This is a genomic window from Saxibacter everestensis (assembly GCF_025787225.1).
Lineage (GTDB): Bacteria > Actinomycetota > Actinomycetes > Actinomycetales > Brevibacteriaceae > Saxibacter > Saxibacter everestensis.
This window is the reverse complement of sequence record NZ_CP090958.1, coordinates 3,959,069-3,979,124: the sequence shown is the minus strand read 5'-3', so window position 1 is coordinate 3,979,124 and position 20,056 is coordinate 3,959,069. Positions and strand designations below refer to the sequence as shown.

22 protein-coding genes, 1 pseudogene and 1 riboswitch are annotated in these 20,056 nt (G+C 63.2%); of the genes and pseudogenes, 12 read left to right on the top strand and 11 right to left on the bottom strand.

Annotated features, from left to right (window positions below; genetic code table 11):
* Positions 1-10: 10 nt before the first annotated feature.
* The 3 genes and pseudogenes from LWF01_RS18840 to LWF01_RS18835 all read left to right on the top strand — a co-directional run bounded on the left by LWF01_RS18840 (position 11) and on the right by LWF01_RS18835 (position 2,334).
* Positions 11-1,672, top strand: coding sequence for an MDR family MFS transporter (locus LWF01_RS18840; RefSeq protein ID WP_349638908.1), 1,662 nt, complete (start codon positions 11-13; stop codon positions 1,670-1,672).
* A pseudogene (locus LWF01_RS19300) lies at positions 1,630-1,833 on the top strand (hypothetical protein); the annotation flags it as partial. The gene LWF01_RS18840 and the pseudogene LWF01_RS19300, both read left to right, overlap by 43 nt.
* Positions 1,834-1,989: 156 nt before the next feature.
* Positions 1,990-2,334, top strand: coding sequence for a hypothetical protein (locus LWF01_RS18835; protein WP_349638907.1), 345 nt, complete (start codon positions 1,990-1,992; stop codon positions 2,332-2,334).
* Positions 2,335-2,438: 104 nt separating this feature from the next.
* Here the strand turns inward: LWF01_RS18835 and LWF01_RS18830 are convergent, their stop codons facing one another.
* The gene (locus LWF01_RS18830) at positions 2,439-2,840 is read right to left on the bottom strand and encodes a VOC family protein (RefSeq protein WP_349638906.1); all 402 of its coding nucleotides are present in this window, start codon (positions 2,838-2,840) and stop codon (positions 2,439-2,441) included.
* Positions 2,841-2,960: 120 nt separating this feature from the next.
* Between LWF01_RS18830 and LWF01_RS18825 the strand changes: the two genes are divergently transcribed.
* The 4 genes from LWF01_RS18825 to LWF01_RS18810 all read left to right on the top strand — a co-directional run bounded on the left by LWF01_RS18825 (position 2,961) and on the right by LWF01_RS18810 (position 6,138).
* Positions 2,961-4,151, top strand: coding sequence for an LLM class flavin-dependent oxidoreductase (locus LWF01_RS18825; protein ID WP_349638905.1), 1,191 nt, complete (start codon positions 2,961-2,963; stop codon positions 4,149-4,151).
* Positions 4,148-4,594 (top strand): MarR family winged helix-turn-helix transcriptional regulator, encoded by a 447-nt coding sequence (locus LWF01_RS18820; protein ID WP_349638904.1) that lies wholly within the window; start codon positions 4,148-4,150, stop codon positions 4,592-4,594. Before LWF01_RS18825 ends, LWF01_RS18820 begins: the two co-directional genes overlap by 4 nt.
* Positions 4,595-4,639: 45 nt before the next feature.
* Positions 4,640-5,263, top strand: a complete 624-nt coding sequence (locus LWF01_RS18815; RefSeq protein ID WP_349638903.1) for an FMN reductase — start codon at positions 4,640-4,642, stop codon at positions 5,261-5,263.
* A gap of 110 nt (positions 5,264-5,373) precedes the next feature.
* The gene (locus tag LWF01_RS18810; protein ID WP_349638902.1) at positions 5,374-6,138 is read left to right on the top strand and encodes a VOC family protein; all 765 of its coding nucleotides are present in this window, start codon (positions 5,374-5,376) and stop codon (positions 6,136-6,138) included.
* Positions 6,139-6,165: 27 nt separating this feature from the next.
* On the opposite strand, the gene LWF01_RS18805 is transcribed toward LWF01_RS18810, so the two are convergent.
* From LWF01_RS18805 to LWF01_RS18790, 4 genes are read right to left on the bottom strand one after another with little or no spacing between them, the layout of a single operon-like run.
* On the bottom strand, positions 6,166-6,906 hold the full coding sequence (locus LWF01_RS18805) for a DNA-3-methyladenine glycosylase I (protein ID WP_349638901.1): 741 nt from the start codon (positions 6,904-6,906) through the stop codon (positions 6,166-6,168).
* 52 nt (positions 6,907-6,958) lie between these two features.
* A complete protein-coding gene (locus LWF01_RS18800) occupies positions 6,959-7,618 on the bottom strand; it encodes an alpha-ketoglutarate-dependent dioxygenase AlkB family protein (protein WP_349638900.1) in 660 nt (219 codons plus the stop codon).
* Positions 7,618-8,232: a methylated-DNA--[protein]-cysteine S-methyltransferase gene (locus LWF01_RS18795; protein ID WP_349638899.1), complete on the bottom strand. Its 615-nt coding sequence runs from the start codon at positions 8,230-8,232 to the stop codon at positions 7,618-7,620. The genes LWF01_RS18800 and LWF01_RS18795 overlap by 1 nt, the downstream gene beginning before the upstream one ends.
* Positions 8,229-8,696, bottom strand: coding sequence for an RNA polymerase sigma factor (locus LWF01_RS18790; protein WP_349638898.1), 468 nt, complete (start codon positions 8,694-8,696; stop codon positions 8,229-8,231). Before LWF01_RS18790 ends, LWF01_RS18795 begins: the two co-directional genes overlap by 4 nt.
* Positions 8,697-8,859: 163 nt before the next feature.
* On the opposite strand from LWF01_RS18790, the gene LWF01_RS18785 reads away from it, so the two are divergent.
* Together LWF01_RS18785 and LWF01_RS18780 are read left to right on the top strand one after the other, a co-directional pair.
* On the top strand, positions 8,860-10,470 hold the full coding sequence (locus LWF01_RS18785) for a class I adenylate-forming enzyme family protein (protein ID WP_349638897.1): 1,611 nt from the start codon (positions 8,860-8,862) through the stop codon (positions 10,468-10,470).
* Between the two features lie 40 nt (positions 10,471-10,510).
* Entirely contained in the window at positions 10,511-11,182 is a 672-nt protein-coding gene (locus LWF01_RS18780; protein WP_349638896.1) for a phosphoribosyltransferase, read from the top strand.
* Positions 11,183-11,313: 131 nt separating this feature from the next.
* On the opposite strand, the gene LWF01_RS18775 is transcribed toward LWF01_RS18780, so the two are convergent.
* The 4 genes from LWF01_RS18775 to LWF01_RS18760 all read right to left on the bottom strand — a co-directional run bounded on the left by LWF01_RS18775 (position 11,314) and on the right by LWF01_RS18760 (position 14,480).
* Positions 11,314-12,738, bottom strand: a complete 1,425-nt coding sequence (locus tag LWF01_RS18775; protein WP_349638895.1) for an AAA family ATPase — start codon at positions 12,736-12,738, stop codon at positions 11,314-11,316.
* Between the two features lie 80 nt (positions 12,739-12,818).
* Positions 12,819-13,499: a lysophospholipid acyltransferase family protein gene (locus LWF01_RS18770; RefSeq protein ID WP_349638894.1), complete on the bottom strand. Its 681-nt coding sequence runs from the start codon at positions 13,497-13,499 to the stop codon at positions 12,819-12,821.
* 82 nt (positions 13,500-13,581) lie between these two features.
* Entirely contained in the window at positions 13,582-13,959 is a 378-nt protein-coding gene (locus tag LWF01_RS18765) for a fluoride efflux transporter FluC (protein ID WP_349638893.1), read from the bottom strand.
* A complete protein-coding gene (locus tag LWF01_RS18760; RefSeq protein ID WP_349638892.1) occupies positions 13,956-14,480 on the bottom strand; it encodes a fluoride efflux transporter FluC in 525 nt (174 codons plus the stop codon). The genes LWF01_RS18765 and LWF01_RS18760 overlap by 4 nt, the downstream gene beginning before the upstream one ends.
* Positions 14,481-14,674: 194 nt before the next feature.
* Positions 14,675-14,748, bottom strand: a riboswitch (Fluoride riboswitch).
* A 200-nt stretch (positions 14,749-14,948) separates the two neighbouring features.
* Here LWF01_RS18760 and LWF01_RS18755 point away from each other — a divergent pair.
* Both LWF01_RS18755 and LWF01_RS18750 read left to right on the top strand, forming a co-directional pair.
* Positions 14,949-16,562: a DUF222 domain-containing protein gene (locus tag LWF01_RS18755; RefSeq protein ID WP_349640961.1), complete on the top strand. Its 1,614-nt coding sequence runs from the start codon at positions 14,949-14,951 to the stop codon at positions 16,560-16,562.
* Positions 16,563-16,773: 211 nt separating this feature from the next.
* Positions 16,774-17,448: a histidine phosphatase family protein gene (locus tag LWF01_RS18750; RefSeq protein ID WP_349638891.1), complete on the top strand. Its 675-nt coding sequence runs from the start codon at positions 16,774-16,776 to the stop codon at positions 17,446-17,448.
* A gap of 288 nt (positions 17,449-17,736) precedes the next feature.
* Here the strand turns inward: LWF01_RS18750 and LWF01_RS18745 are convergent, their stop codons facing one another.
* Positions 17,737-18,144, bottom strand: a complete 408-nt coding sequence (locus tag LWF01_RS18745) for an arsenate reductase ArsC (RefSeq protein ID WP_349638890.1) — start codon at positions 18,142-18,144, stop codon at positions 17,737-17,739.
* A gap of 200 nt (positions 18,145-18,344) precedes the next feature.
* Complete coding sequence (gene arsB, locus LWF01_RS18740; protein ID WP_349640960.1) at positions 18,345-19,388, bottom strand: ACR3 family arsenite efflux transporter; 1,044 nt, start codon at positions 19,386-19,388, stop codon at positions 18,345-18,347.
* Between the two features lie 278 nt (positions 19,389-19,666).
* Here arsB and LWF01_RS18735 point away from each other — a divergent pair, with 278 nt between their 5' ends.
* Positions 19,667-20,056, top strand: a complete 390-nt coding sequence (locus tag LWF01_RS18735) for an ArsR/SmtB family transcription factor (RefSeq protein ID WP_349638889.1) — start codon at positions 19,667-19,669, stop codon at positions 20,054-20,056.

Below are 20,056 nucleotides of genomic sequence, written 5' to 3'. Positions count from 1 at the left end.
AGAAGAATTCATGACGACCACCCGCACCACTCCGCAAGAAAAACGCTCGGACAGCTCCAAGCGCGGCATCGTCCTGCTGTTCATCGGACTCATGTTGTCCATGCTGCTGGCCTCGCTCAATCAGACGGTGCTCAGCACTGCGCTGCCGACAATCGTCGGCGAACTCGACGGCGTCGACCACATGCTGTGGATCATGACGGCGTTCATCCTGGCATCGACCATCATGATGCCGGTCTACGGCAAGCTCGGTGACCTGCTCGGCCGCAAAGGCCTGCTGCTGATAGCCATTTCGCTGTTCATGATCGGCTCGATCTTCGGCGGCCTGGCCGGCGATATGACCTGGCTGATCGTCGCGCGTGTCATTCAGGGTCTGGGCGGCGGCGGTCTGATGATCCTTTCCCAGGCCATCATCGCTGACGTCATTCCCGCCCGGGAGCGCGGCAAGTACATGGGCATCATGGGCGGTGTCTTCGCCGTATCCTCGGTTGCCGGTCCCCTGCTTGGCGGCTGGTTCACCGAATCGATCGGCTGGCGCTGGGCATTCTGGATCAACCTGCCGGTCGGTGTCCTCGCATTTGCTGCCGCTGTCGCCTTTCTGCACCTGCCCAGGCACGCCAAAGTCACTCGGCGAATGGACTACGCCGGAATGGCGCTCCTCGCGGTCACCACAACCTGCCTGATCCTGGTCGCCAGCTGGGGCGGCAAGGATTACGAGTGGACCTCGCCAACGATCCTCGGTCTGGCACTGGTGACAGTCGTCGGCGCGGTGGCTTTCGTTCAGGTCGAGCGTCGCGCCGAGGCGCCGGTCATTCCGCTGCACCTGTTCAAGGAGCGCAACTTCAGCCTGACCACCGCGGCCGGCCTGCTGATCGGCATCGCTATGTTCGGTGCGATCGGCTACCTGCCCACCTACCTGCAGATGACCACGGGAGCGGACGCCACCGAGGCCGGTTTCATGATGATCCCGATGATGGGTGGCCTTCTGGTGACCTCGGTGATCTCCGGACAGCTGGTCAGCAAGACCGGGCGATACAAGTGGCTGCCTCTTGTCGGTTCGGTGATCCTTGCCGTAGGGCTCGGCCTGCTGTCGACGCTGACAACCGAAACGCCGTTGTGGGTTTTCTGCTGCTTCATCGCGGTGATGGGCGTCGGTCTCGGTATGAGCATGCAGATTCTTGTGCTGATCGTGCAGAACTCGTTCCCGAACAGCCAGGTCGGCACGGCCACCGCGTCGAACAACTATTTCCGCCAGATCGGCGCTTCACTGGGAACTGCCGTTGTCGGCAGCCTCTTCACCAGCCGACTCGCAGACCTGCTGGCGGAACGGCTTCCCACAGCCGGAAACGGACCGGCAGGAGGAGCCAATTCTCTGACGCCGGCCCTGGTGAACAGCTTGCCCGATGCCGTTCGGCAGCCGATTATCGAGTCCTACAACGACGCGCTCACGCCGTTGTTCCTCTTCATGGTGCCTCTGGCCGTCATCGCCGCCGTGCTGCTGTGCTTCGTCAAGGAAGTGAAGCTCGCTACCAGCATCGAACGCGACATCACGGTGGAATCCATCGCCGAAGGAGAACTGCATATCAGCAGCACCGATGCGACCCGGACAATCGACGATCCGGGAGTGGATGAATCCACGCCAGCAGAGACGCGTTCGAAGGTAGCCCGGCCCTGACCAGCGCAAACACCGCCACGGTCTCGCCGTACGCCGAGTCACAGGAGCATCCATCGCTTCGAGAACGCAAGCGGGCGGAAACGTGGGGGAACATCCACGAAGCTGCCGCAACGCTTGCCCTGGCGAAGGGCCTCGACGGCACGACAATCGACGAGATCGCGTCGGTCGCCGGCGTCTCACATCGCACCTTCTTCAACTACTTCGAAAGCAAGGACGATGCGCTCCTGGGGCTGCAGGACCCGGCGCTGGATGACGACACCCGGACTGCGTTTGTCGCTGGCAGCGAAAAGGATCTGCTGGATCAGGTCGCCCGGCTGATGCTGGCCGTCATCCGGTCCAGCTTCGGCGGCGACCGGGAACAGAGCCGCCGGATCGAGATACTCCGACGTTTCCCGGAGCTGGTTTCGCGTCGATTCAGACGGCTGATCCAGGCCGAGGATCTGGTGCGGGCGGCCGTGCAGGAGCGCCTCGAACGTCCCGACTTCACGCCGCCTGCCCCGGAGTATTCCAGGCAGGATGCCGCGCGGATGATCGTCATGCTGGCCGGGATGGCGGTGCGGTTCGCCATCCACGAGACCGCAGATGATCCCACGCCGAACCGGCAGGAGGCGGCTCTCGCACGCTCAGTGGCACTGGTGCGGATCACTCAGGCCGAGTTCTAGTCCTTTCAGGATTTCGCTGCTGGCGACTGCAGTGCACTGAGGACGCGAACGACGGTTCGTGCTCAATTGCCCGCTTCATCTCGCCCCGCTAAGGCGAATTTCGCTCAGGCAATCCCGGAAGAGTCCATATACATGACCTCCCAGAGGTGTCCATCGGGATCCTGAAAGCTCCAGGCGTACATGAAGCCCTCATCCATCGGATCATTCGATGGCGCACCACCGGCGGCAAGTGCCTTGGTCACCATCTCGTCGACTTCCTCCCTGCTTTCGACGGAGAGCGCGACGATGGCCTCGGTCGAGGTGGATGCGTCCGCAACGTCCTTTTTCGTGAACGTCTTGAAGAAGTCCTCGACCAGCAACATCACATAGATGTCCTCGGTGACGACCATGCAGGTGGCGTTCTCATCGGTCATCTGCTCATGAAAACTAAAGCCGAGCTGGGTGAAGAAATCGACGGACCTGTTCAGGTCCTTAACCGGAAGGTTGACGAAGATTTGAGTGGCCATACCTCAGCCTAAGCGCGTCAGGTGTGACTGTCACCACATTGCAAACGGTCAAGATCGGAAATAATATGCAAACGCATCTAGTTGAAGGAGGTGTAGACACAACACGAGGAGCAGATCACGATGCAGTTTGGGATCTTCACGGTCGGCGACGTCACCACCGATCCAACCACCGGCAAGACGCCATCCGAGAACGAGCGGATCAAGGCAACCCTCGAGATTGCGTTGAAGGCCGAAGAAGTCGGGCTGGACGTCTTCGCCACCGGCGAGCACCATAATCCACCATTCATTCCCTCTTCCCCGACGACAACGCTCGGTTACATCGCTGCTAAGACCAAGAACCTGATCCTCTCGACCTCGACAACGCTGATCACGACGAATGACCCGGTGAAGATCGCCGAAGACTTCGCCGTCCTGCAGCACCTTGCCGAGGGCCGTGTCGACCTGATGATGGGCCGCGGCAACACCGGGCCGGTATACCCATGGTTCGGCAAGGACATCCGGCAGGGTATTCCGCTGGCAATCGAGAACTACCAGCTGCTGCACCGGCTGTGGCGCGAGGAAGTTGTCGACTGGAAGGGAAAGTTCCGCACACCGCTACAGTCGTTCACCTCGACGCCGCGTCCGCTGGATGGCATACCGCCGTTCGTTTGGCACGGCTCAATCCGCAGCCCGGAAGTTGCGGAGCAGGCGGCCTACTACGGCGACGGCTTCTTCCACAACAACATCTTCTGGCCGATCTCGCACACCCGGCAGATGGTGGAGCTCTACCGCAAGAGGTTCGAGCATTACGGCCACGGTACCGCCGACCAGGCCATCGTCGGCCTCGGCGGTCAGGTGTTCATGCGCAAGAACAGCCAGGACGCAAAGCGGGAGTTCCGGCCGTTCTTCGACAACGCACCGGTCTACGGCCACGGACCATCAATGGAAGACTTCACCAGGGAGACGCCGCTGACGGTCGGAAGCCCGCAGGAAGTCATCGAGCGCACGCTCGGCTTCCGTGACCACGTCGGGGATTACCAACGTCAACTATTCCTGATGGACCACGCCGGCCTGCCGTTGAAAACCGTCCTCGAACAGTTGGACATCCTGGGTGAGGAAGTAGTGCCCGTGCTGCGCAAGGAGTTCGCGGCGCTGCGTCCCGCACACGTTCCCGAGGCCCCGACCTTCGTATCACTCAAGGCGGCCCGAGATGCCGAGGCGGCCCGCAGCGCGGAGGCGGCTCGGAATGCCGAGGCGGCCCGCAGTGCGGAGGCGGGAGTCGAGCAGGGCGCGGCTCCACCGGCAGCCTTCCCGGCCGGAGGTTCGAAGTGAGCAACGTGAAACTTGCCGCCGAGAGCTGGGAGTCGCTGTTTCGAGCCCAGGTGACATTGATGCGCCGATTTGCCGCCGACGATATCTGGCAGCCGATCAGCATGCGCGAGTACGACGTGCTGTTCACCCTGAGTCACTGCCCGGAAGGCCTGAGACTCAATGACCTGAATGAGGAAATCCTGATCAGTCAGCCTTCGCTCAGCAGGATGGTCGAGCGTCTTGAGGCGAAAGGACTCGTGGTCAAAGAGCCCGCGGCCGATGACAGGCGAGGCACCCGGATCCGGCTGAGCGAAGCTGGAGCCCGGATGCAGAAGCAGATCGGCCGGCGGCACGTCGCCAGCATTGCCAAATACCTCGGCCCCGCGCTCAGTGACGACGAGATGAAGAGCCTGCAGCTGCTCTGCACCAAGCTGCGGCATGCCCAGGCAGAAATCCCGGACTAGCCGATCGACAGACCGACGTCCACCCGATCAGCAAAAGGAATACCAATGACAACCCGGAAAATTGCCGTTATCACCGCAGGGCTGAGCCAGCCGTCATCCACCCGGCTGCTCGCTGACCGGCTGACCCAGGCAACTGCGAAGAGCCTGGCTGAAAGCGAGGGCAACGTAGAGGTGACCGTGATCGAACTTCGCGATCTGGCGCACGAGATCACCGACAATATGCTGACCGGTTTTCCGGCCGGCAAGCTACGGGACGCCATCAAGGCAGTCACCGCGGCGGACGGTGTGATCGCGGTCAGCCCGATCTTCTCCGCCTCATACTCCGGCCTGTTCAAGTCGTTCTTCGACGTTCTGGATAACAAGGCCCTGATTGGCAAGCCGACGTTGATCGCGGCAACCGCCGGCACGGCTCGGCACTCACTTGCGCTCGAGCATGAGCTCCGCCCGCTGTTTGCCTACCTGCGAGCCGTTGTCGTACCGACAGCAGTATTCGCAGCATCGGAAGACTGGGGTGCTGGCGGAGAGGGCTCGGGTGACCTTTCCCGTCGAATCGCCCGCGCGGCAGGTGAATTCGCGACGCTGCTCGCTGGCCACATCGCGGGCCCCGATCTCAGCGACGAGTTTTCGAACCTGGTTCCCTTCGAGCAACAGCTCGCCGAGCTCCAGTAGGTCACCTGCGGCGGAGCTAATATCCTTGACACCTCCGGGCCTGGGAGCGCACGCTACAAGCGACCAGCGACGCGACCCGCGCCGCGGCTCAGCCGTCAAGGGAGACTGCCATGCCTGCCGTTAGCTCAGCCCCACCCGGATCGCCATGCTGGATCGACCTGGCCAGTTCGGACCTGGAGAAGGCCAAGGAATTCTACTCCCAGGTCTTTGGCTGGACGGCGGTCGACGCCGGAGAAGAGTACGGGCACTATCACAACTTCAGCAAGGGCGATGCCCTGGTGGCGGGCGTGATGCAGAACTCCCCCGATTCTGGCTATCCGGATGGCTGGACGGTCTACTTGGCCAGCGACGACGCGAATGCTACTGCCGAGGCGGCAACCGATGCGGGCGGACAGGTCGCGCTGGAGCCGATGCAGGTCATGGGTCTGGGCTCGATGGCGGTGCTGAGCGATGCAGGCGGGGCGATGATTGGCATTTGGCAGCCAGGCGAACATAAGGGATTCGAAGTTGTGGAGGAAGCGGGAGCCCCCACCTGGTTCGAGTTGCACACCCGGGATTTCGCCAAGACGGTGCCGTTCTACGAGCAAGCCCTGGGCTGGAAGACATCGGTGACCGGCGACACCGATGAGTTCCGCTACACCGTGCTTCAGGAAGGCGGCAAGCAGTACGCCGGGATTATGGACGCGTCGAAGTTCCTGCCGGAGGGCGTTCCCGCCCACTGGTCGGTATACATCGGTACGGACGACATCGATGCCACCCTGCGAAGGATCGAGGAATCAGGTGGCTCGATCGTGATGCCCGCCGAAAACACGCCCTATGGCCGTTTGGCCACGGCAGCCGATCCGACCGGAGCGGTGTTCAAGCTGAGGCAGTAGGCCGGAGCCCGGCTACCCCGGTTGCGACTACCGCCAGACGCCTGAGGAGCCCCTACGGTGACTGTCAATCAGGTGGGTATCCACGACGCCGACCGCCTCCATCAGCGCATACATCGTGGTCGGGCCGACGAACGCAAAGCCCTTCTTACGGAGAGCTTTGGACAGCGCGATTGATTCGGCGGATGTCGTTGGCACCTCGTCGATGGACCGTGGCGCCGGCGTGGCCGCGGGTTTGAATGACCAGACGAATTCCTCCAGGCCGCCCTCGCTGCGCAAGTCGATAGTGGCTTGGGCATTGGTGATGGTCGCTCGGATCTTGAGCCGGTTGCGCACGATACCGACGTCAGACATCAGCCGCTCGAAGTCCGTCTCGGTGTATCCGGCAACCCTATCGGGATCGAAATCGTGGAAGGCCGCGCGAAAGGCTGGCCGCTTGCGCAGGATCGTTGCCCAGGACAACCCCGCCTGGAACCCTTCGAGACTGATCCGCTCGTACATCGCCTGCTCGCCACTCACCGGCATCCCCCACTCGGTGTCGTAGTACTCGCGCATCATCGGATCGACCGCTGCCCAGGCTGGCCGCGCTAGTCCGTCGTCGCCGACCACTACGCCGCCCAGGCTCTTGACCGTTGAGGGCTCGGCGGACGTCGACGGGCCTGCACTGCCAGCGTGGTCTACCGAAGGCTCGGCGGACGTCGACGGGCTTACGGACGACGACAGGCGTACGGGTCTCGCCGGGCTGGTACCGACGCGGTGCTGATCGGGCATGCTCTCATTTCTGGCCGTCGACAGGTCGCTATTCAACGCTTTCGTGGCGAGTCTAAGCCATGCCGGTGACACGCATCGTGATGTTCAACCGGCCGCCCTGCAATCCGGTTTCCGGGGCGGCAGTATTGGGGTAGATCTTCGGCACCCCGTGAAAGGCGAACCGCGACGGGCCGCCGAAGACGAAGAGATCTCCGGAGGCAAGGTCAAGATCGGTGTAGGGCTTCGTCCGGGTCTCGGTATTGCCGAACCGGAACAAGCAGGTATCCCCGATGCTCAACGAGACCACCGGCGCAGCCGCCTTCTCGTCCTTGTCCTGGTGCATTCCCATCCTGGCTTGATCGTCGTAGAAGTTGATCAGCGCGGTATCCGGGTTATACCCCTCGCCGGCCGCAGGGTCCTGATGTGCCTCGGCAAGCGCCCGCCGGCCCAGGTCTGCCATCCATTCCGGGAAGTCAGCCACCCGGCGCCCGTCGACGTCATCCGCCGTGCGGCTGTACTTGTACGGCTGCCAGTGCCAGCCGAGGCAGACGGTCTGCACCGACATCGAATGCCCGCCGGGCAGCTTCGCCGATCGCATCGGCACCGGGCCGCGCGCCCAATCGCGGCATGCCGTCACTAGTTCGCGCTGCTCATCCAGGCTGAGCCAGCCCGGCACATGTACTGCACCGGGCGCAATCTCGCGGGGCTGGGCAGGGAACAGACTTGAGTTCATCACGCCGCCTCGAGGGTCAGCAGCGTGTGTTTGGCAACCGGTCCGCCCACATAGCCGCCTTCGCTGCCGTCCGAGCGCACCACGCGGTGGCACGGCACGACGACCGGCACCGGATTCTTCCCGCAGGCAGTTCCGACGGCGCGCACAGCTCCTGGATTTCCGGCGAGCGCTGCAACCACGGCATAGCTGGCGGTATGACCGTAGTCGATATCGTTCAAGTGGGCCAGCACCTCGCGCCGGAATCCGCTGGCCAGTTGCAGGTCGACGTCCAGGTCGAAGGACTTGCGGCGGCCGGAAAAGTACTCGTCAAACTGCCGGACGACGGTCTCAAGCCGCCTGGGTGCACGCAGGATTCGCGGACTGACCTTGTCAGCCAGCTTGGCCAGCACGGCAGCGTGGTCTTCACGGGCGTAGGCCACCCGAACCAGTCCGCGTTCGGTGGCGGCGAGCAGCAGCTCGCCGACCGGGGAATCTATAGTCGTGTAGGCCACATCGAGCAAACCCGCGGGGCCGGCCTCGCCACTCAGCCGGGCGTGCAGCCTGGCCAAGGTCGCGGCATCCGTTGTCGCTAACGGGGCCAGCAATTCGGCGTCGGATGGCGATGTCCTGTTCATGGAGACACTTCCCTTCGAAGTTTCCTGATCCCATCGGCTGCCGATCTTCGGGCAGCTTCGGTCGATTTGCCGAGCATCGAGCCGATCTCGGCATACGGTATTCCGCCCAGGTGGTGATAGGCGACCGCTTCACGCTGTTGCAACGGCAGCCGGCTCATTGCTTGCCACAGGTCCTCGTGATCGGACCAGTGCTCGTCGTGATGCACCGGGTCGGGCAGCTGGTCGACGGGCACCGGATGACGCTCCCTCGCCCTGTGCTGGTCGATGGCTTTTCGTTTAGCTATCGTGACCAGCCAGGCTTCGACGTTCGCGTCCCGGTCCAGTTCCGGATAGGCCTTCATGGCGGCGAGGAACGTTTCTGACCAGGCATCCTCGGCATCGTCGAGACCCACTATCGCCCGGCACACCCGAAGTATCGTCGGCCCATGCTCGGCGACGATCATTTCGAACGGTTTAAGTCCCATACTCTGTAGACGTCTCCTGGCGGTAAAACGTGAGGCCCGGCCAATATCAATTTCCGATTGCACTTGAGGGATTAACGTCTAGCACAAAAATAGGCCATCGATCCTCCGCCATCTGCGCCGGCGATGATTGAATGGCAGCACAGCGCGAGCGACGGAGGTCTTGATGACGGAGCAGCCCCTGACTTTCGACCAGGTCTGGAAAAACACCGTCTCACAGCACGGTGAGCGAATCTTCCTGCTGTTTCACCAAGTCGAATCGGCAAACGCAGACACGGACGCAGCCGTTGGCGGGGATCGGTTCTGGAGCTACGCCGAATTCGACCGAATCGTAGACCGGGTGGTCGCCAGCCTGACCGCACGAGGCGTTCAGCCCGGAACCTCGATCCACCTTGCGCTAAGGAACTCACCGGCGTTCGTCGCCGTCTGGCTCGCCGCGGCAAAACTCGGCGCCTGGATAGTGCCGGTGGACCCGGCATCCAGCGCGCGCGACATCGCGAGCCAGATCTCCAGGACTCGGCCCAAGGTCGGCATCTATGCGGCCGAGCGCGGTGAGGTGTACCGCGAGGGCGCGATCGAGCAGCTCGCCAATCTGATTGAACTCACCGAGACTGCCGCCGACGTCGAAGACGGCTCAGCGCTTACATCGGGCACCGATGCAGGTGGCGCAGGCGTTGAAGACTCGGCCGTCAGTACGCAAAGCTCCCGGTCAGTGCCGAGCGATCGGCTGGCTGTCATGTTCACCTCGGGCACGACATCAGCACCCAAAGGAGTAGTGCTGACCCAGGCCAATTACGCCTCGGTTTCATCCGCGATGTCGACGATCATCGACCTGCAACCCGAGGACCGCTGGCTGGTCACCCTGCCCCTGTTCCACGCAAATGCCCAGTACTACTGCTTCGCGCCGGCGATTGCGGTCGGCGCGAGTGTCGCACTGACCTCGACGTTCTCGGCCTCGCGCTGGTGCCAGCAGGCGCACGATCTGGCGGCGACCCACGCCAGCTTGTTCGCGGCGCCAATCCGGATGATCCTCGCCCGCCGTCCGGCTGACGCTCCGCGGCTGCAGCTTAGGCACCTGTGGTTCGCGCAGAGTCTGGCCGAGTCGCATTTCCGGGAGTTCACCGACTACATCGGCTGCCGGCCCAGGCAGTTATATGGAATGACCGAGACGGTCGCGATTGTCACCGCCGATATGAGTGAGGCTCCGCGCCACGACGTGATTGGCACGCCAATTCCCGGCCGGGAGGTAGCGGTTGTCGATCCCTGGACCTTCGAGCCGGTGCCGCAGGGCGAACCTGGGCTGCTGGCATTGCATGGAGTGCCGGGCGGAGACATCTTCACCGGCTATCTGGATGACCCAGGGACGACCGAGAACGCATTTCGGACCGTGGACCGGAAACGCTGGTTCAAGACAGGCGACCTGGTTTCGGTGATGGATGACGGCAGCTTCCGATTCGTCGGCCGGATCGATGACGTGATCAAGGTCGCCGGCGAGAATGTGAGTCTTACCGAGGTCGAAGCTGCGCTGTCCGGAGCACCTGGCGTCCTCGAGGTCGCGGTGCTGGCGCAGCCGGATCCGATTCGGGATCAGGTGCCGATTGCCTACGTCGTGGCGCGCGATCCCGACCACGCACCGGACGCCGGTCAGCTGGCGGCCTGGGCCGATTCGAATCTTGCCCCGGCGGCGAGGCCCCGCGAATGGCATCTGATTTCCGAACTGCCCCGGACGAGCGTCGGCAAGGTCCGGAGGTTCAAACTGCGCGACGACAAACCGTGACTCATCCGGTGTCGATGCGGCGCCGGGGCTGGAGGCCACCATGAGAGATCGACGGTACCGTGACCGGCACGACGCCGGGCAGCAGCTCGCCGCCCGGTTGACTTCGGACTACGAACGACCCCGGGTGATCGTGCTCGCACTGCCCCGCGGCGGTCTGCCGGTCGCGGCCGAGGTCGCACAGGCAATGGACGCGCCACTGGATGTCGTAGTGGTGCGAAAGATCGGCGTGCCCTACCAGCCTGAGCTTGCGATGGGGGCTATGGCATCCATCGCGGGCGTCGAGGAGCTGGTGCTCAACCAGGACGTGATGGACGTGACCCGGCTAGCACCGGGACAGGACGCGTTCGATGAAATCGTTGCCCGCGAACGGATCGAGTTGGGGCGCCGCGAGTCGGTGTACCGCGCCGGCCGTGAACCGCTGGACCTGACCGACCGCACAGTGATCCTGGTGGACGATGGGATGGCGACCGGCTCGACCATGATGGCCGCCGCAGCCGCCATCCGGCGGCAGAAACCGGCGAGGCTGATCGCAGTGGTTCCGGTCGGGCTTGGCAAGGCCTGTGAACGGCTCGGCACATTGGCGAATGAGGTGGTCTGCCCCTGGTCGGCGAAGAATCTCGGTTCGGTCGGCCAGGCGTACATCAGCTTCGACCAGACGAGCGATGCCGAGGTGCAGGACATCCTCGCCGATGCCTGGAGCCGAGGTCGCTAGGAGGGTTCTTAGCGCCTGGGGCTTTCGGCACCGGGTCGGGGACGCCCGGGCGGCGTCGCGGGGCGGGTCTCCTGGAGCCATCGCGGGTCGAGTGGCCATCTCGTGCTGAGACGGGTCGCCCAGTCCGGGCGTCAGGCGAACTCGAGATCGTCTTCTTCGAGTTCTTCATCGGATGCACGCATCCCGAGAAGACCGCGGGTAAAGGCTTCCCGGTCGCTGCCGAGCTCGTCAGCGCTTCGTCGAAGATCGTCGTCGCCCGGTTCCCGGCCGTCTTCGACCGCGATCAACACCGCACGACGAATCAGCTCCTTTGCAAACGATGCCGGTGTCCCTTCGGTCGCTTCTGCTGCGGCCGACAGCGCAGACCGACTGAACTTGAGCGATTTCGCATACAAGTCGAAGAGATGCACTCGATCGTCGTAACCAGGCAGTGGGATTTCGACCGCGAGGTCGACTCGGCCGGGGCGCTGCGCAAGCGCCGGCTCCAGGATGTCCGCTCGGTTCGTCGTGAGCAGAAAGGCAACATCGGCGTCGTTCGCCAGGCCGTCGAGAGCATCGAGCACCTCGAAGAGCAAGGGAGCAGAGTCCTCACCCATCATCGACCGGTCCTGGGCGACTAGATCGCAGTCTTCAAGGACCACAATCGACGGCTGCAGGGCGCGGGCAGTTTCGGCGGCGTAACTGATTGCCGATAGCGCTGTGCCCGACAACATGATGATGGTGGCCTCGCTGCTCTGCGATGCGAGGTACCGAACAGTGTGGGTCTTTCCAGTCCCGGGCGGACCGTAGAGGAGTACGCCTCGTTTGAGATGCTGACCAGCGGCCTTGAGTTTTTCGGCGTGCCTGCCCACTCCCACCACGTGTCGCTCGATCCGGCGCAATAGGCCCTCCGGCAAAATTACGTCCCCGGCTGAGACCGCTGGTCGGCGGTGAAACGTCATCAAAGCGGTCGAATCATCGTAGTCCGAGCTACCGAGCGAGATCATTTGGCCCCTCAGCAGACTTCTTTCGTTGCCAAGGCGAGCTACGGCTCCCAGGAACAGATCGCCGATCTCATCGTCACAGCAGACCAGCTCGATTCGAGCGTTGGTCGAGCCGAACTCGGGATTCGGTCCCCGGAGCAACACGCCGATCCTGTGCTCCTTGAACGTCATCAACCACAGCCCGAAGCCCACGACCTTTCGACGTTCGTCCGGACCAATCGGCACTGACACGTAATCGACCGTGCCGACACCAAACTGTCCATATGTCGATGAGACCCGGATCATTTCAGAGAGGGAGGTGTGCATGCGTTCCTGGCCGCCCGCCACACCTAGGAGTTGAGCCCCACCGGTAGGGTCGGATTCGGCTAAGACGCTGAGCGCAACATCGATGTCTGCATGACGGTGCGCAGGGAAGTCCTTGACGACTACGGGAACCTTGCCGGCATCACAGTTCAGATAGTCGCTGAGCGCCTGATGAATGGCAGGGCCGCCCGCATCGTGGTTCTGTTGATCATTGGCGAATTCGATAAAGCGCGCGAATGTGGCCATGAATGCCTTGAGCTCAGTGTCCATCCGCCCAGCCTATCCAGCGCCGTCGGCGCCTCTTTTCCTGACTGTGCACTGGCGCCTAGCCGGGCCAGGGTCGCTCAGGCTCAGCCTTCGATCGCGTCCTTGTTGGGCGGGACGTTGTAGCTGTCGGCCAGTTCCTGCCCGGAGAGGCCGTGAATCTTGCCCATCACGGCATCGGTCAACGCCCGTCTGACTTGTGCCTGCGCCTGTGGCAGCTCAATGTCCTGGAGCCAAATCGGATTGCCGAACTTCACGGTCACCTTGGCCCTCCGCAACCATCGTTTGCCGACAGGCTGGAGGTTTTCAGTTCCAGCAAGCGCAACCGGAACAATCGGCGCACCGGTAGCCGTCGCAAGCCAGCCCACGCCTGTCCTGCCCTTGTAGAGGCGGCCATCTCGTGATCGGGTTCCTTCCGGGTAGATCGCGAAAGCGTGGCCGGCCTCAAGTGTCTGCTGGCCGCGCTTCAGCGAATCGCGCGCGGCCTGAATGGCGCCTCGGTCCACCGGGATGGCACCGACAGCAGTAAAGAAGGTCCGGGAAATCCAGCCCTTGAGGCCGCGCCCCGTGAAGTATTCGGACTTGGCCAGGAAGGCAACCCGGCGCGGCGCGAGAAGCGTCAGCACGACGCTGTCAATGAAGGACAGATGATTGCTGGCAATGATTACCGGACCGCGTCGCGGGACGTTACGCCGGCCAATCACGGTCGGGCGAAAGGCAACTCGAAACAGTGGCGCCAGAATGAGAACCCTCAAAAGTCCGAGCATTTCGTCCTTTCCCGGTACCGCGCCATTGCGCGGGAGACTTTGGAAACAATAAGCCGTCGCTCCGTTTGCCCGCAAGCCTCAGCTACCACAACGCGGACACGCCAGCGACGGTGGCGATGCCAGCAATCGCCGCCGCGATGGCCATGGCCAGGCTGCCGAAGGCATTGAGAAATGCCAGCCGGATCCGCTGCGCCTGGATCAGACGGACGGTTTCCACCATGGCAGCGCTGAACGTCGTATAGCCTCCGCAAAAGCCCACCGCGACGAACAGGTGCCATGATTGTGCGCCGCCAAACGCCGTTGCCCCAGTTATCAACCCGATGAGGTACGAACCGCTGACGTTGATGATGACTGTCGCGGCGGGGAAATCCGAATCCCACCTGGCCTTGATCAGGCTGTCCACGATAAACCGAACCATGGCTCCGACGCCGCCGCACAGGGCTACGAGCAGGAACGTCATGGCAGCTCCCTTGGGTCCCGGGCACGCCTCGCCGCGGGGCGTCCGTCGTTCTGGATCCGCTGTCCGACGTCCGAGTCGGGATCAATCGGCAGCCGCGATTGTCGCCACTGGTGTCCTTTTGCGGCAAGCATGACACCGACCAGGCAGAGCAGAAAGCCGGCCAGGATGCTACCGATTGCGTAGCCCGCGCCAGCCAGGTAGCGTCCGTCGGCGATCAGGCGCTCGGTTTCGATCGCCAGACTGCTGAAGGTGGTGAACCCGCCCAGTACCCCGGTGCCGATACCGAGCCGGACGAAGCGGCCGCGCACCGACTCGCTTCCGCGTCGCACCAGGGCCTCCAGTAATACGCCGAGCGCCAGGGCACCGAGAAGGTTCGCCGACATTGTCGCCGTCGGCCAGCCATGCTCCGAGGTTGGGAGCAACAGGGACAGCCCGTACCGCAATCCGGTGCCGATGGTTCCGCCCGCCACAACAATAAGGATCAGGGCGATTCGAAGGCGGGCCTTGCGGGTTGTTTTCACAAAGTCCCTTCTGTTCGGAGGGCCGAACGACGACGAACTCAAACACACCGACGCGGCCCGGGCGAACGGTCCGATCAGCCGATCTGTCGAGGGCACCGGGCCTCGGGGCTGGCGGTTTGCCGGCCCACCTGGTCTTGGCACCAGCGTCGGGTTGTCGACCACCACCGGCCTCTCGACCGGTGAGTTTCTCGACCAGCTGAGCAGAAACCATCAGCCGGAGGACGGTTTAGGCGCAGGCGCCTCGGCGAGATCCATCGCCGTGCTGTTCGAGTATACCGGCGGCGCTTTTCGAAGGCCGGGCCCGGCGAATGAACCTGCTTGAACAGTGTCGGGGCTGCCCGAGCTGGCGTTGGTCAGGTCGGTTTGGAGTGACTGTCGGTGCCACGTTGTACGGTTATTAATAGAACGACTGGCAGTCTTATTGCTGAATGTATTGGCATGATATATCCAGGGACGGGAAGCGTGACGATGGACGAGGCAGATGCGGGGAACGCAGCTGATGTTCTGGCTGCTGCCCGGACGCTGAGTGGCGTACTGGGCCGTTCGACTGCTGCTGTGGTCGGCGGCTGGGATCGGAACTCCCGGCGCACCGTGCTGACCACGTTGGACGATCTGGCCGGCCAGATCGAACTCCACCGTTCCCGGGTGATCGCCGCCGAAGAGAAAACCAGGGACTGGGCCGCCGACGGAGAGCCGAACATCGCGTCCTGGCTGGGCCGGCACAGTCGGACCGGCTACGGCAAAGCGAAGGCCGACCTGGCCCTGGCCCGCACCCTGGACGAACTACCCGCGGTCGGTGAAGCACTGGACACCGGGCAGCTCAGTTCCGAGCATGCGCGGGTGATTTCCCGGCAGTTCGAGCACGCCTCTGAGGTCCAACGCGAGACCCTGACCAGCGCGCAGGGCCAGGCAGAGCTCCTACAGTCAGCCAAGCACGCCGACGCGGGAGCATTCGGCAAGGCCCTGCGACAACGAATGGCCGGGATCGACCGCGAGAAACTACAGCGCGATCACGATGCGGTCCGGCAACGCCGCTACGCCAGACTCTCTCGCCGCAACGGCGGGGTATTCCTGGAAGCACTGGTCGACCCGTTGGCCGGGCAATACCTGGAGACAGCGCTCAACGCCGCGTCCCCACGCCCCGCGGCGGGGGACGAACGGACCCGGGACCAACTCTGCGCCGACGCGTTGACCACCCTTGCGAAAACCCTCCTCGACCACGGCGACTTCAAACCCGGCGGGCACATCCGCCCACACGTAATGATCACCCTCAGCCGGGAACAATGGGCCACCTGGAAAACCGCACCCAACACCGACAGCGCGGACCCTCCAGCAGCGCCGATGGCCGATGCCGACCGCGCCGCCGCGGGTGGTTCGGGGCCGGTGATGGGCAATACGGTGCCGATCCCGCCTACCGAGCTCGACCTCATACTCTGTGACTCGATCCTGATGCGCGCCGTCCTCGACGCCGACGACCAGCCGATCAACCTCGGCCGAGACGTCCGAACGTTCTCCCACGCCCTACGGAAAGCCCTGCAGCTACGGGACGGACACTGCGCCTGGCCGGCCTGCGGAATGCCTGCACACTTCACCGACGGACACCACATCGATGAATGGAAAGCCGACCAGGGCCTGACCAGCATCGACAACGGAATCCTGTTCTGCTCGTTCCACCACCACCGAGTCCACGCCACCGGCACCATCATCACCTCCATCCCCGGCGGATACCGCTTCACCACCCGCGATGGCACCCCGATCGGCGACCACAACTTCCAACAACGACACAGCCGTAACAACAGCGGCAGCGGCAGCGGCAGCGGTCGGAACGACAGCGCCAGCGGCAATGGTCGGAACGACAGCGCCAGCGGCACAAACCGGCAACGACGACACCGCGGCGGTCCCGCCGATCGAGGCAGCCCAAACGAGCCCACACGCTGGACCACGCACGAACGTCCCCGAAGGCCGGCGCCTGAGCACGTGACACACCCACACCCGGGAACAACTCGCGAACGGATGAGCTCCAGACACCAGCACCACACCGACCCAGGCACCGATCCGCCCATCGAACTGCCGCTGGAATGAGCCGCCGGCGGCGAGGAACTACTCCGGGCGGCCGGTTCTATGGGGAAGTCGGTTCTATAGAGCAACCGGTCCTCGGAGGCTGCTGATACTCGGAGTCAGCGGGTCTCGGAGTCAGCTGGTACTCGGAGACTGCTGGTACTCGGAGGGGCCTGGCCGGAACAATTCAAGGCCGGCTACCGGAAGCAGCCCCGCGTTCGGCAAAATTGCATGCATGCGCCTCATTCTCGTTCGACACGGACAAACTCCCTCAAATGTCGACGGCCTACTTGACACTGCAGTGCCGGGGCCAAGTCTTACTCCGCTTGGCTTCGAACAGGCGGCCAAGTTGCCGGTGGCGCTTCGCGACGAGCCGATTGAATCCATCTACGCCTCGACCCAGCACCGCGCCCAGCAGACCGCGGCGCCATTGGCGGAGACCTTGGGCTTGACCGTCGAGGTGCGCGACGGTTTGCGCGAAGTCGATGCCGGAGATCTGGCGATGAAGGGCGACTTCGATTCGGTAGCCCAATACATGTCGGCCATCTTCGCCTGGTCAGCGGGCGATTATTCCGCCCGACTTCCAGGAGGCGAAAGCGGCGAGTCGACGATGCGTCGCTATGACGAGGCCATCGCCGAGGTGGCGGCATCCGGCCATGCCTGCGCGACGGTCGTCAGCCATGGCGCCGTGATCAGGATGTGGGTTGCCGCCCGGGCAGCCAATGTCGACGCGACATTCGTCGAGGTCAACGCGATCCGAAATACCGGCATCGTCATTCTCGAGGGCACTCCCGAGGAAGGCTGGATGCTCGAAAGCTGGATGGGCACTCCCTCTGGCGGTCTCGCGATCGACGACGTAACCGCAGAAGACCCGACCGGCGACGCCTACTCGACCGACGACGTCTCCTAGCCGATTCGGCGGCTAGGACAAGGGAATCCAGCGTCAAGGAGACGGGATCTCAGCTAGCCGAGGCGGCCCGATTGAGTAAGACACGCTGTCAGGCCCTAGCCGGGGTCGGCTCAATCGAACAAGGTACGCAGCCACGCCTCAGCCCGGGCCGGCTCAATCGAATAAGGGAAGCAGCCAGGCCTTAGCCGCGGTCGGCTCAATCGAGTAAGGAAGCAGCCACGCCTCAGCCCGGGTCGGCCCGATTGAGTAAGGGACGCAGCCGAGCCCTAGCCGGGGTTGGCTCAACTCCTAAACATCCGGCAGTAGTTCTTCGACCAACTTCTCGATCCGCGAGCGGATGTCATCCCGGATCGGTCGAACGGCTTCGACACCTTTACCGGCAGGATCGTCCAGTTTCCAGTCTTCGTAGCGCTTTCCCGGAAAGATCGGGCAGGCGTCTCCACAACCCATTGTGATGACGACGTCCGACTGCTGAACCGCCTCGGTTGTCAGCACCTTTGGTTGCTGACTCGCGATATCGATTCCAACCTCGGACATCGCCGCGACGGCCGCGGGGTTTACCGATTCTGCTGGCAGGGACCCGGCCGATCTGACCTCGATCCGGCCCTTACCGAGGTGGGAAAGAAAGCCAGCGGCCATCTGGGAGCGGCCCGCGTTGTGCACGCAGACGAACAAAACACTTGGACGTTCTGACATTGCATTCTCCTTGCTAGTTACAACCCAACTCCGCCGAGCGAAAATCCGGGCTATCCACCGTACGAAAAGCGCGGGCCCATGTCCGCGAGCAAAAACTGCGGGCTACCCGCCGAGCGAAGTTCCGGGCATCCTCCGCCGAGCAAAAAATTCCGGGCCATCCCTCGCCCAGACAAACAGCTGCCGGCTAGCTCTCGACCAGGCTAGCCGCTCGACGAGACAGCGCCGTCCCTGTCGGCAGCCGTCGGATCCCTGTTGGGAGCCGTTGGATCACCGGGAAAGAAGCGTCGGCCAGCCCATAGTGCGACGTACACAAGGGCAACGAGGACCGGCACCTCGATCAGCGGTCCGACCACGCCGGCGAGCGCCTGTCCAGAGCTCACGCCGAAAGTTGCGATTGCCACCGCGATAGCGAGCTCGAAGTTGTTACCGGCTGCCGTAAAGGCCAATGTGGTCGATTTCGCATAGCCCAGCTTGAGTCGGATCCCGAGCGCCATGCCGGCTCCGAAAGTGAGCAGGAAGTACACCAGGAGCGGCAGCGCGATCCGCAGTACATCCACCGGGGCGGAAACAATCGCATCGCCCTGCAGCGCGAACAGCACGGCGATAGTAAACAGCAGCCCGTATAGCGCCCACGGCCCGATCTTCGGCAGAAAGCGCGACTCGTACCACTCCCGGCCCTTTGCGCGCTCGCCAATTACCCGGGTCAAAAACCCAGCAACCAGAGGAAACCCGAGGAAAATCAGCACGCTCAGCACAATCGCCCAGACCGAGAATCCCGCATCCGTCGTCGGCAAGCCGAGCCAGCCAGGCAGAACCTGCAGGTAGAACCAGCCGAGGGCACCGAAGGCGATCACCTGGAACACCGAGTTGATCGCGACCAACACGGCCGCTGCCTCGCGATCGCCGCAGGCGAGATCATTCCAGATCAGGACCATCGCAATACAGCGAGCCAGGCCGACGATGATCAGACCAGTGCGGTACTCGGGCAGATCCGGCACCATCAGCCAGGCCAGGCCAAACATCAGCGCAGGGCCGACAACCCAGTTCAGCACGAGCGAGCTGACCAGCAACTTGCGATCCCGAGTGACCCGATCGGTCTCGTCATAGCGAACCTTCGCCAGCACGGGATACATCATCACAAGCAGACCGAGCGCGATCGGCAGGGAAATCGACCCGATTTTCACCGAATCCAGCCCTTGACTGAGGCCCGGCACGACCCGCCCGAGGACCAATCCGATTGCCATTGCGGCGAGGATCCAGACCGGTAGGAGCCGATCAAGCACCGACAGCTTTCCGGCAACCGGCACGACGGCCCTGTTACGAACCTCAGTACTGCTGCTCACTTAGCCTCCACTGATTACACCGATCACCCTTGCACTGTCCGCGATTGCGCTGCCCCCGCGATTGCACCGTCCGACATAATATCGATATGGTTCAATATCTGAGTGTGTAGCCTTACATTGACGAGTGTCAATCTAAGCGCTGAGAACTAGAGCCGGAGAGACGAGCTGGTGATGCGGTCATGACCAACGCCGATGCTATCTACGATGCATCCACAGACAACAAGCCCGCCTCCTGTTCGGCGCCGACCTGCGCCCCGATCACCCGCGAGCCACTATCGGAGCAATCAGCACAGCAGTTGGCGAAAACACTGAAGGCTCTCGCCGATCCGACCAGATTGCGTTTGCTGTCGATAATCGGCGCTCACCAGGGTGGTGAGGTCTGTGCCTGCGATCTCACCGGTCCGGTCGGACTCTCGCAGCCCACGGTGTCGCACCATCTGAAAATTCTGGTGGATGCCGGCCTGATCAGCCGGGACAAGCGTGGTGTCTGGGCCTACTACGCCGTCATTCCTGACTCCCTCGAAGCGATAGCCGCAGTCTTGACGGCACGCCGCCTCGAGCCGGCATAA

What these genes read in the sequence shown, in the direction of transcription:
- LWF01_RS18830 (WP_349638906.1), bottom strand. Translation starts at nt 2,840, where the DNA reads ATGGCCACTCAAATCTTCGTCAACCTTCCGGTTAAGGACCTGAACAGG.
- LWF01_RS18790 (WP_349638898.1), bottom strand. Translation starts at nt 8,696, where the DNA reads ATGGGACTTAAACCGTTCGAAATGATCGTCGCCGAGCATGGGCCGACG.
- LWF01_RS18810 (WP_349638902.1), top strand. Translation starts at nt 5,374, where the DNA reads ATGCCTGCCGTTAGCTCAGCCCCACCCGGATCGCCATGCTGGATCGAC.
- LWF01_RS18745 (WP_349638890.1), bottom strand. Translation starts at nt 18,144, where the DNA reads ATGTCAGAACGTCCAAGTGTTTTGTTCGTCTGCGTGCACAACGCGGGC.
- LWF01_RS18795 (WP_349638899.1), bottom strand. Translation starts at nt 8,232, where the DNA reads ATGAACAGGACATCGCCATCCGACGCCGAATTGCTGGCCCCGTTAGCG.
- LWF01_RS18805 (WP_349638901.1), bottom strand. Translation starts at nt 6,906, where the DNA reads ATGCCCGATCAGCACCGCGTCGGTACCAGCCCGGCGAGACCCGTACGC.
- LWF01_RS18840 (WP_349638908.1), top strand. Translation starts at nt 11, where the DNA reads ATGACGACCACCCGCACCACTCCGCAAGAAAAACGCTCGGACAGCTCC.
- LWF01_RS18780 (WP_349638896.1), top strand. Translation starts at nt 10,511, where the DNA reads ATGAGAGATCGACGGTACCGTGACCGGCACGACGCCGGGCAGCAGCTC.
- LWF01_RS18755 (WP_349640961.1), top strand. Translation starts at nt 14,949, where the DNA reads ATGGACGAGGCAGATGCGGGGAACGCAGCTGATGTTCTGGCTGCTGCC.
- LWF01_RS18735 (WP_349638889.1), top strand. Translation starts at nt 19,667, where the DNA reads ATGACCAACGCCGATGCTATCTACGATGCATCCACAGACAACAAGCCC.
- LWF01_RS18765 (WP_349638893.1), bottom strand. Translation starts at nt 13,959, where the DNA reads ATGACGTTCCTGCTCGTAGCCCTGTGCGGCGGCGTCGGAGCCATGGTT.
- LWF01_RS18825 (WP_349638905.1), top strand. Translation starts at nt 2,961, where the DNA reads ATGCAGTTTGGGATCTTCACGGTCGGCGACGTCACCACCGATCCAACC.
- arsB (WP_349640960.1), bottom strand. Translation starts at nt 19,388, where the DNA reads ATGGCAATCGGATTGGTCCTCGGGCGGGTCGTGCCGGGCCTCAGTCAA.
- LWF01_RS18815 (WP_349638903.1), top strand. Translation starts at nt 4,640, where the DNA reads ATGACAACCCGGAAAATTGCCGTTATCACCGCAGGGCTGAGCCAGCCG.
- LWF01_RS18835 (WP_349638907.1), top strand. Translation starts at nt 1,990, where the DNA reads ATGCTGGCCGTCATCCGGTCCAGCTTCGGCGGCGACCGGGAACAGAGC.
- LWF01_RS18750 (WP_349638891.1), top strand. Translation starts at nt 16,774, where the DNA reads ATGCGCCTCATTCTCGTTCGACACGGACAAACTCCCTCAAATGTCGAC.
- LWF01_RS18800 (WP_349638900.1), bottom strand. Translation starts at nt 7,618, where the DNA reads ATGAACTCAAGTCTGTTCCCTGCCCAGCCCCGCGAGATTGCGCCCGGT.
- LWF01_RS18785 (WP_349638897.1), top strand. Translation starts at nt 8,860, where the DNA reads ATGACGGAGCAGCCCCTGACTTTCGACCAGGTCTGGAAAAACACCGTC.
- LWF01_RS18775 (WP_349638895.1), bottom strand. Translation starts at nt 12,738, where the DNA reads ATGGACACTGAGCTCAAGGCATTCATGGCCACATTCGCGCGCTTTATC.
- LWF01_RS18770 (WP_349638894.1), bottom strand. Translation starts at nt 13,499, where the DNA reads ATGCTCGGACTTTTGAGGGTTCTCATTCTGGCGCCACTGTTTCGAGTT.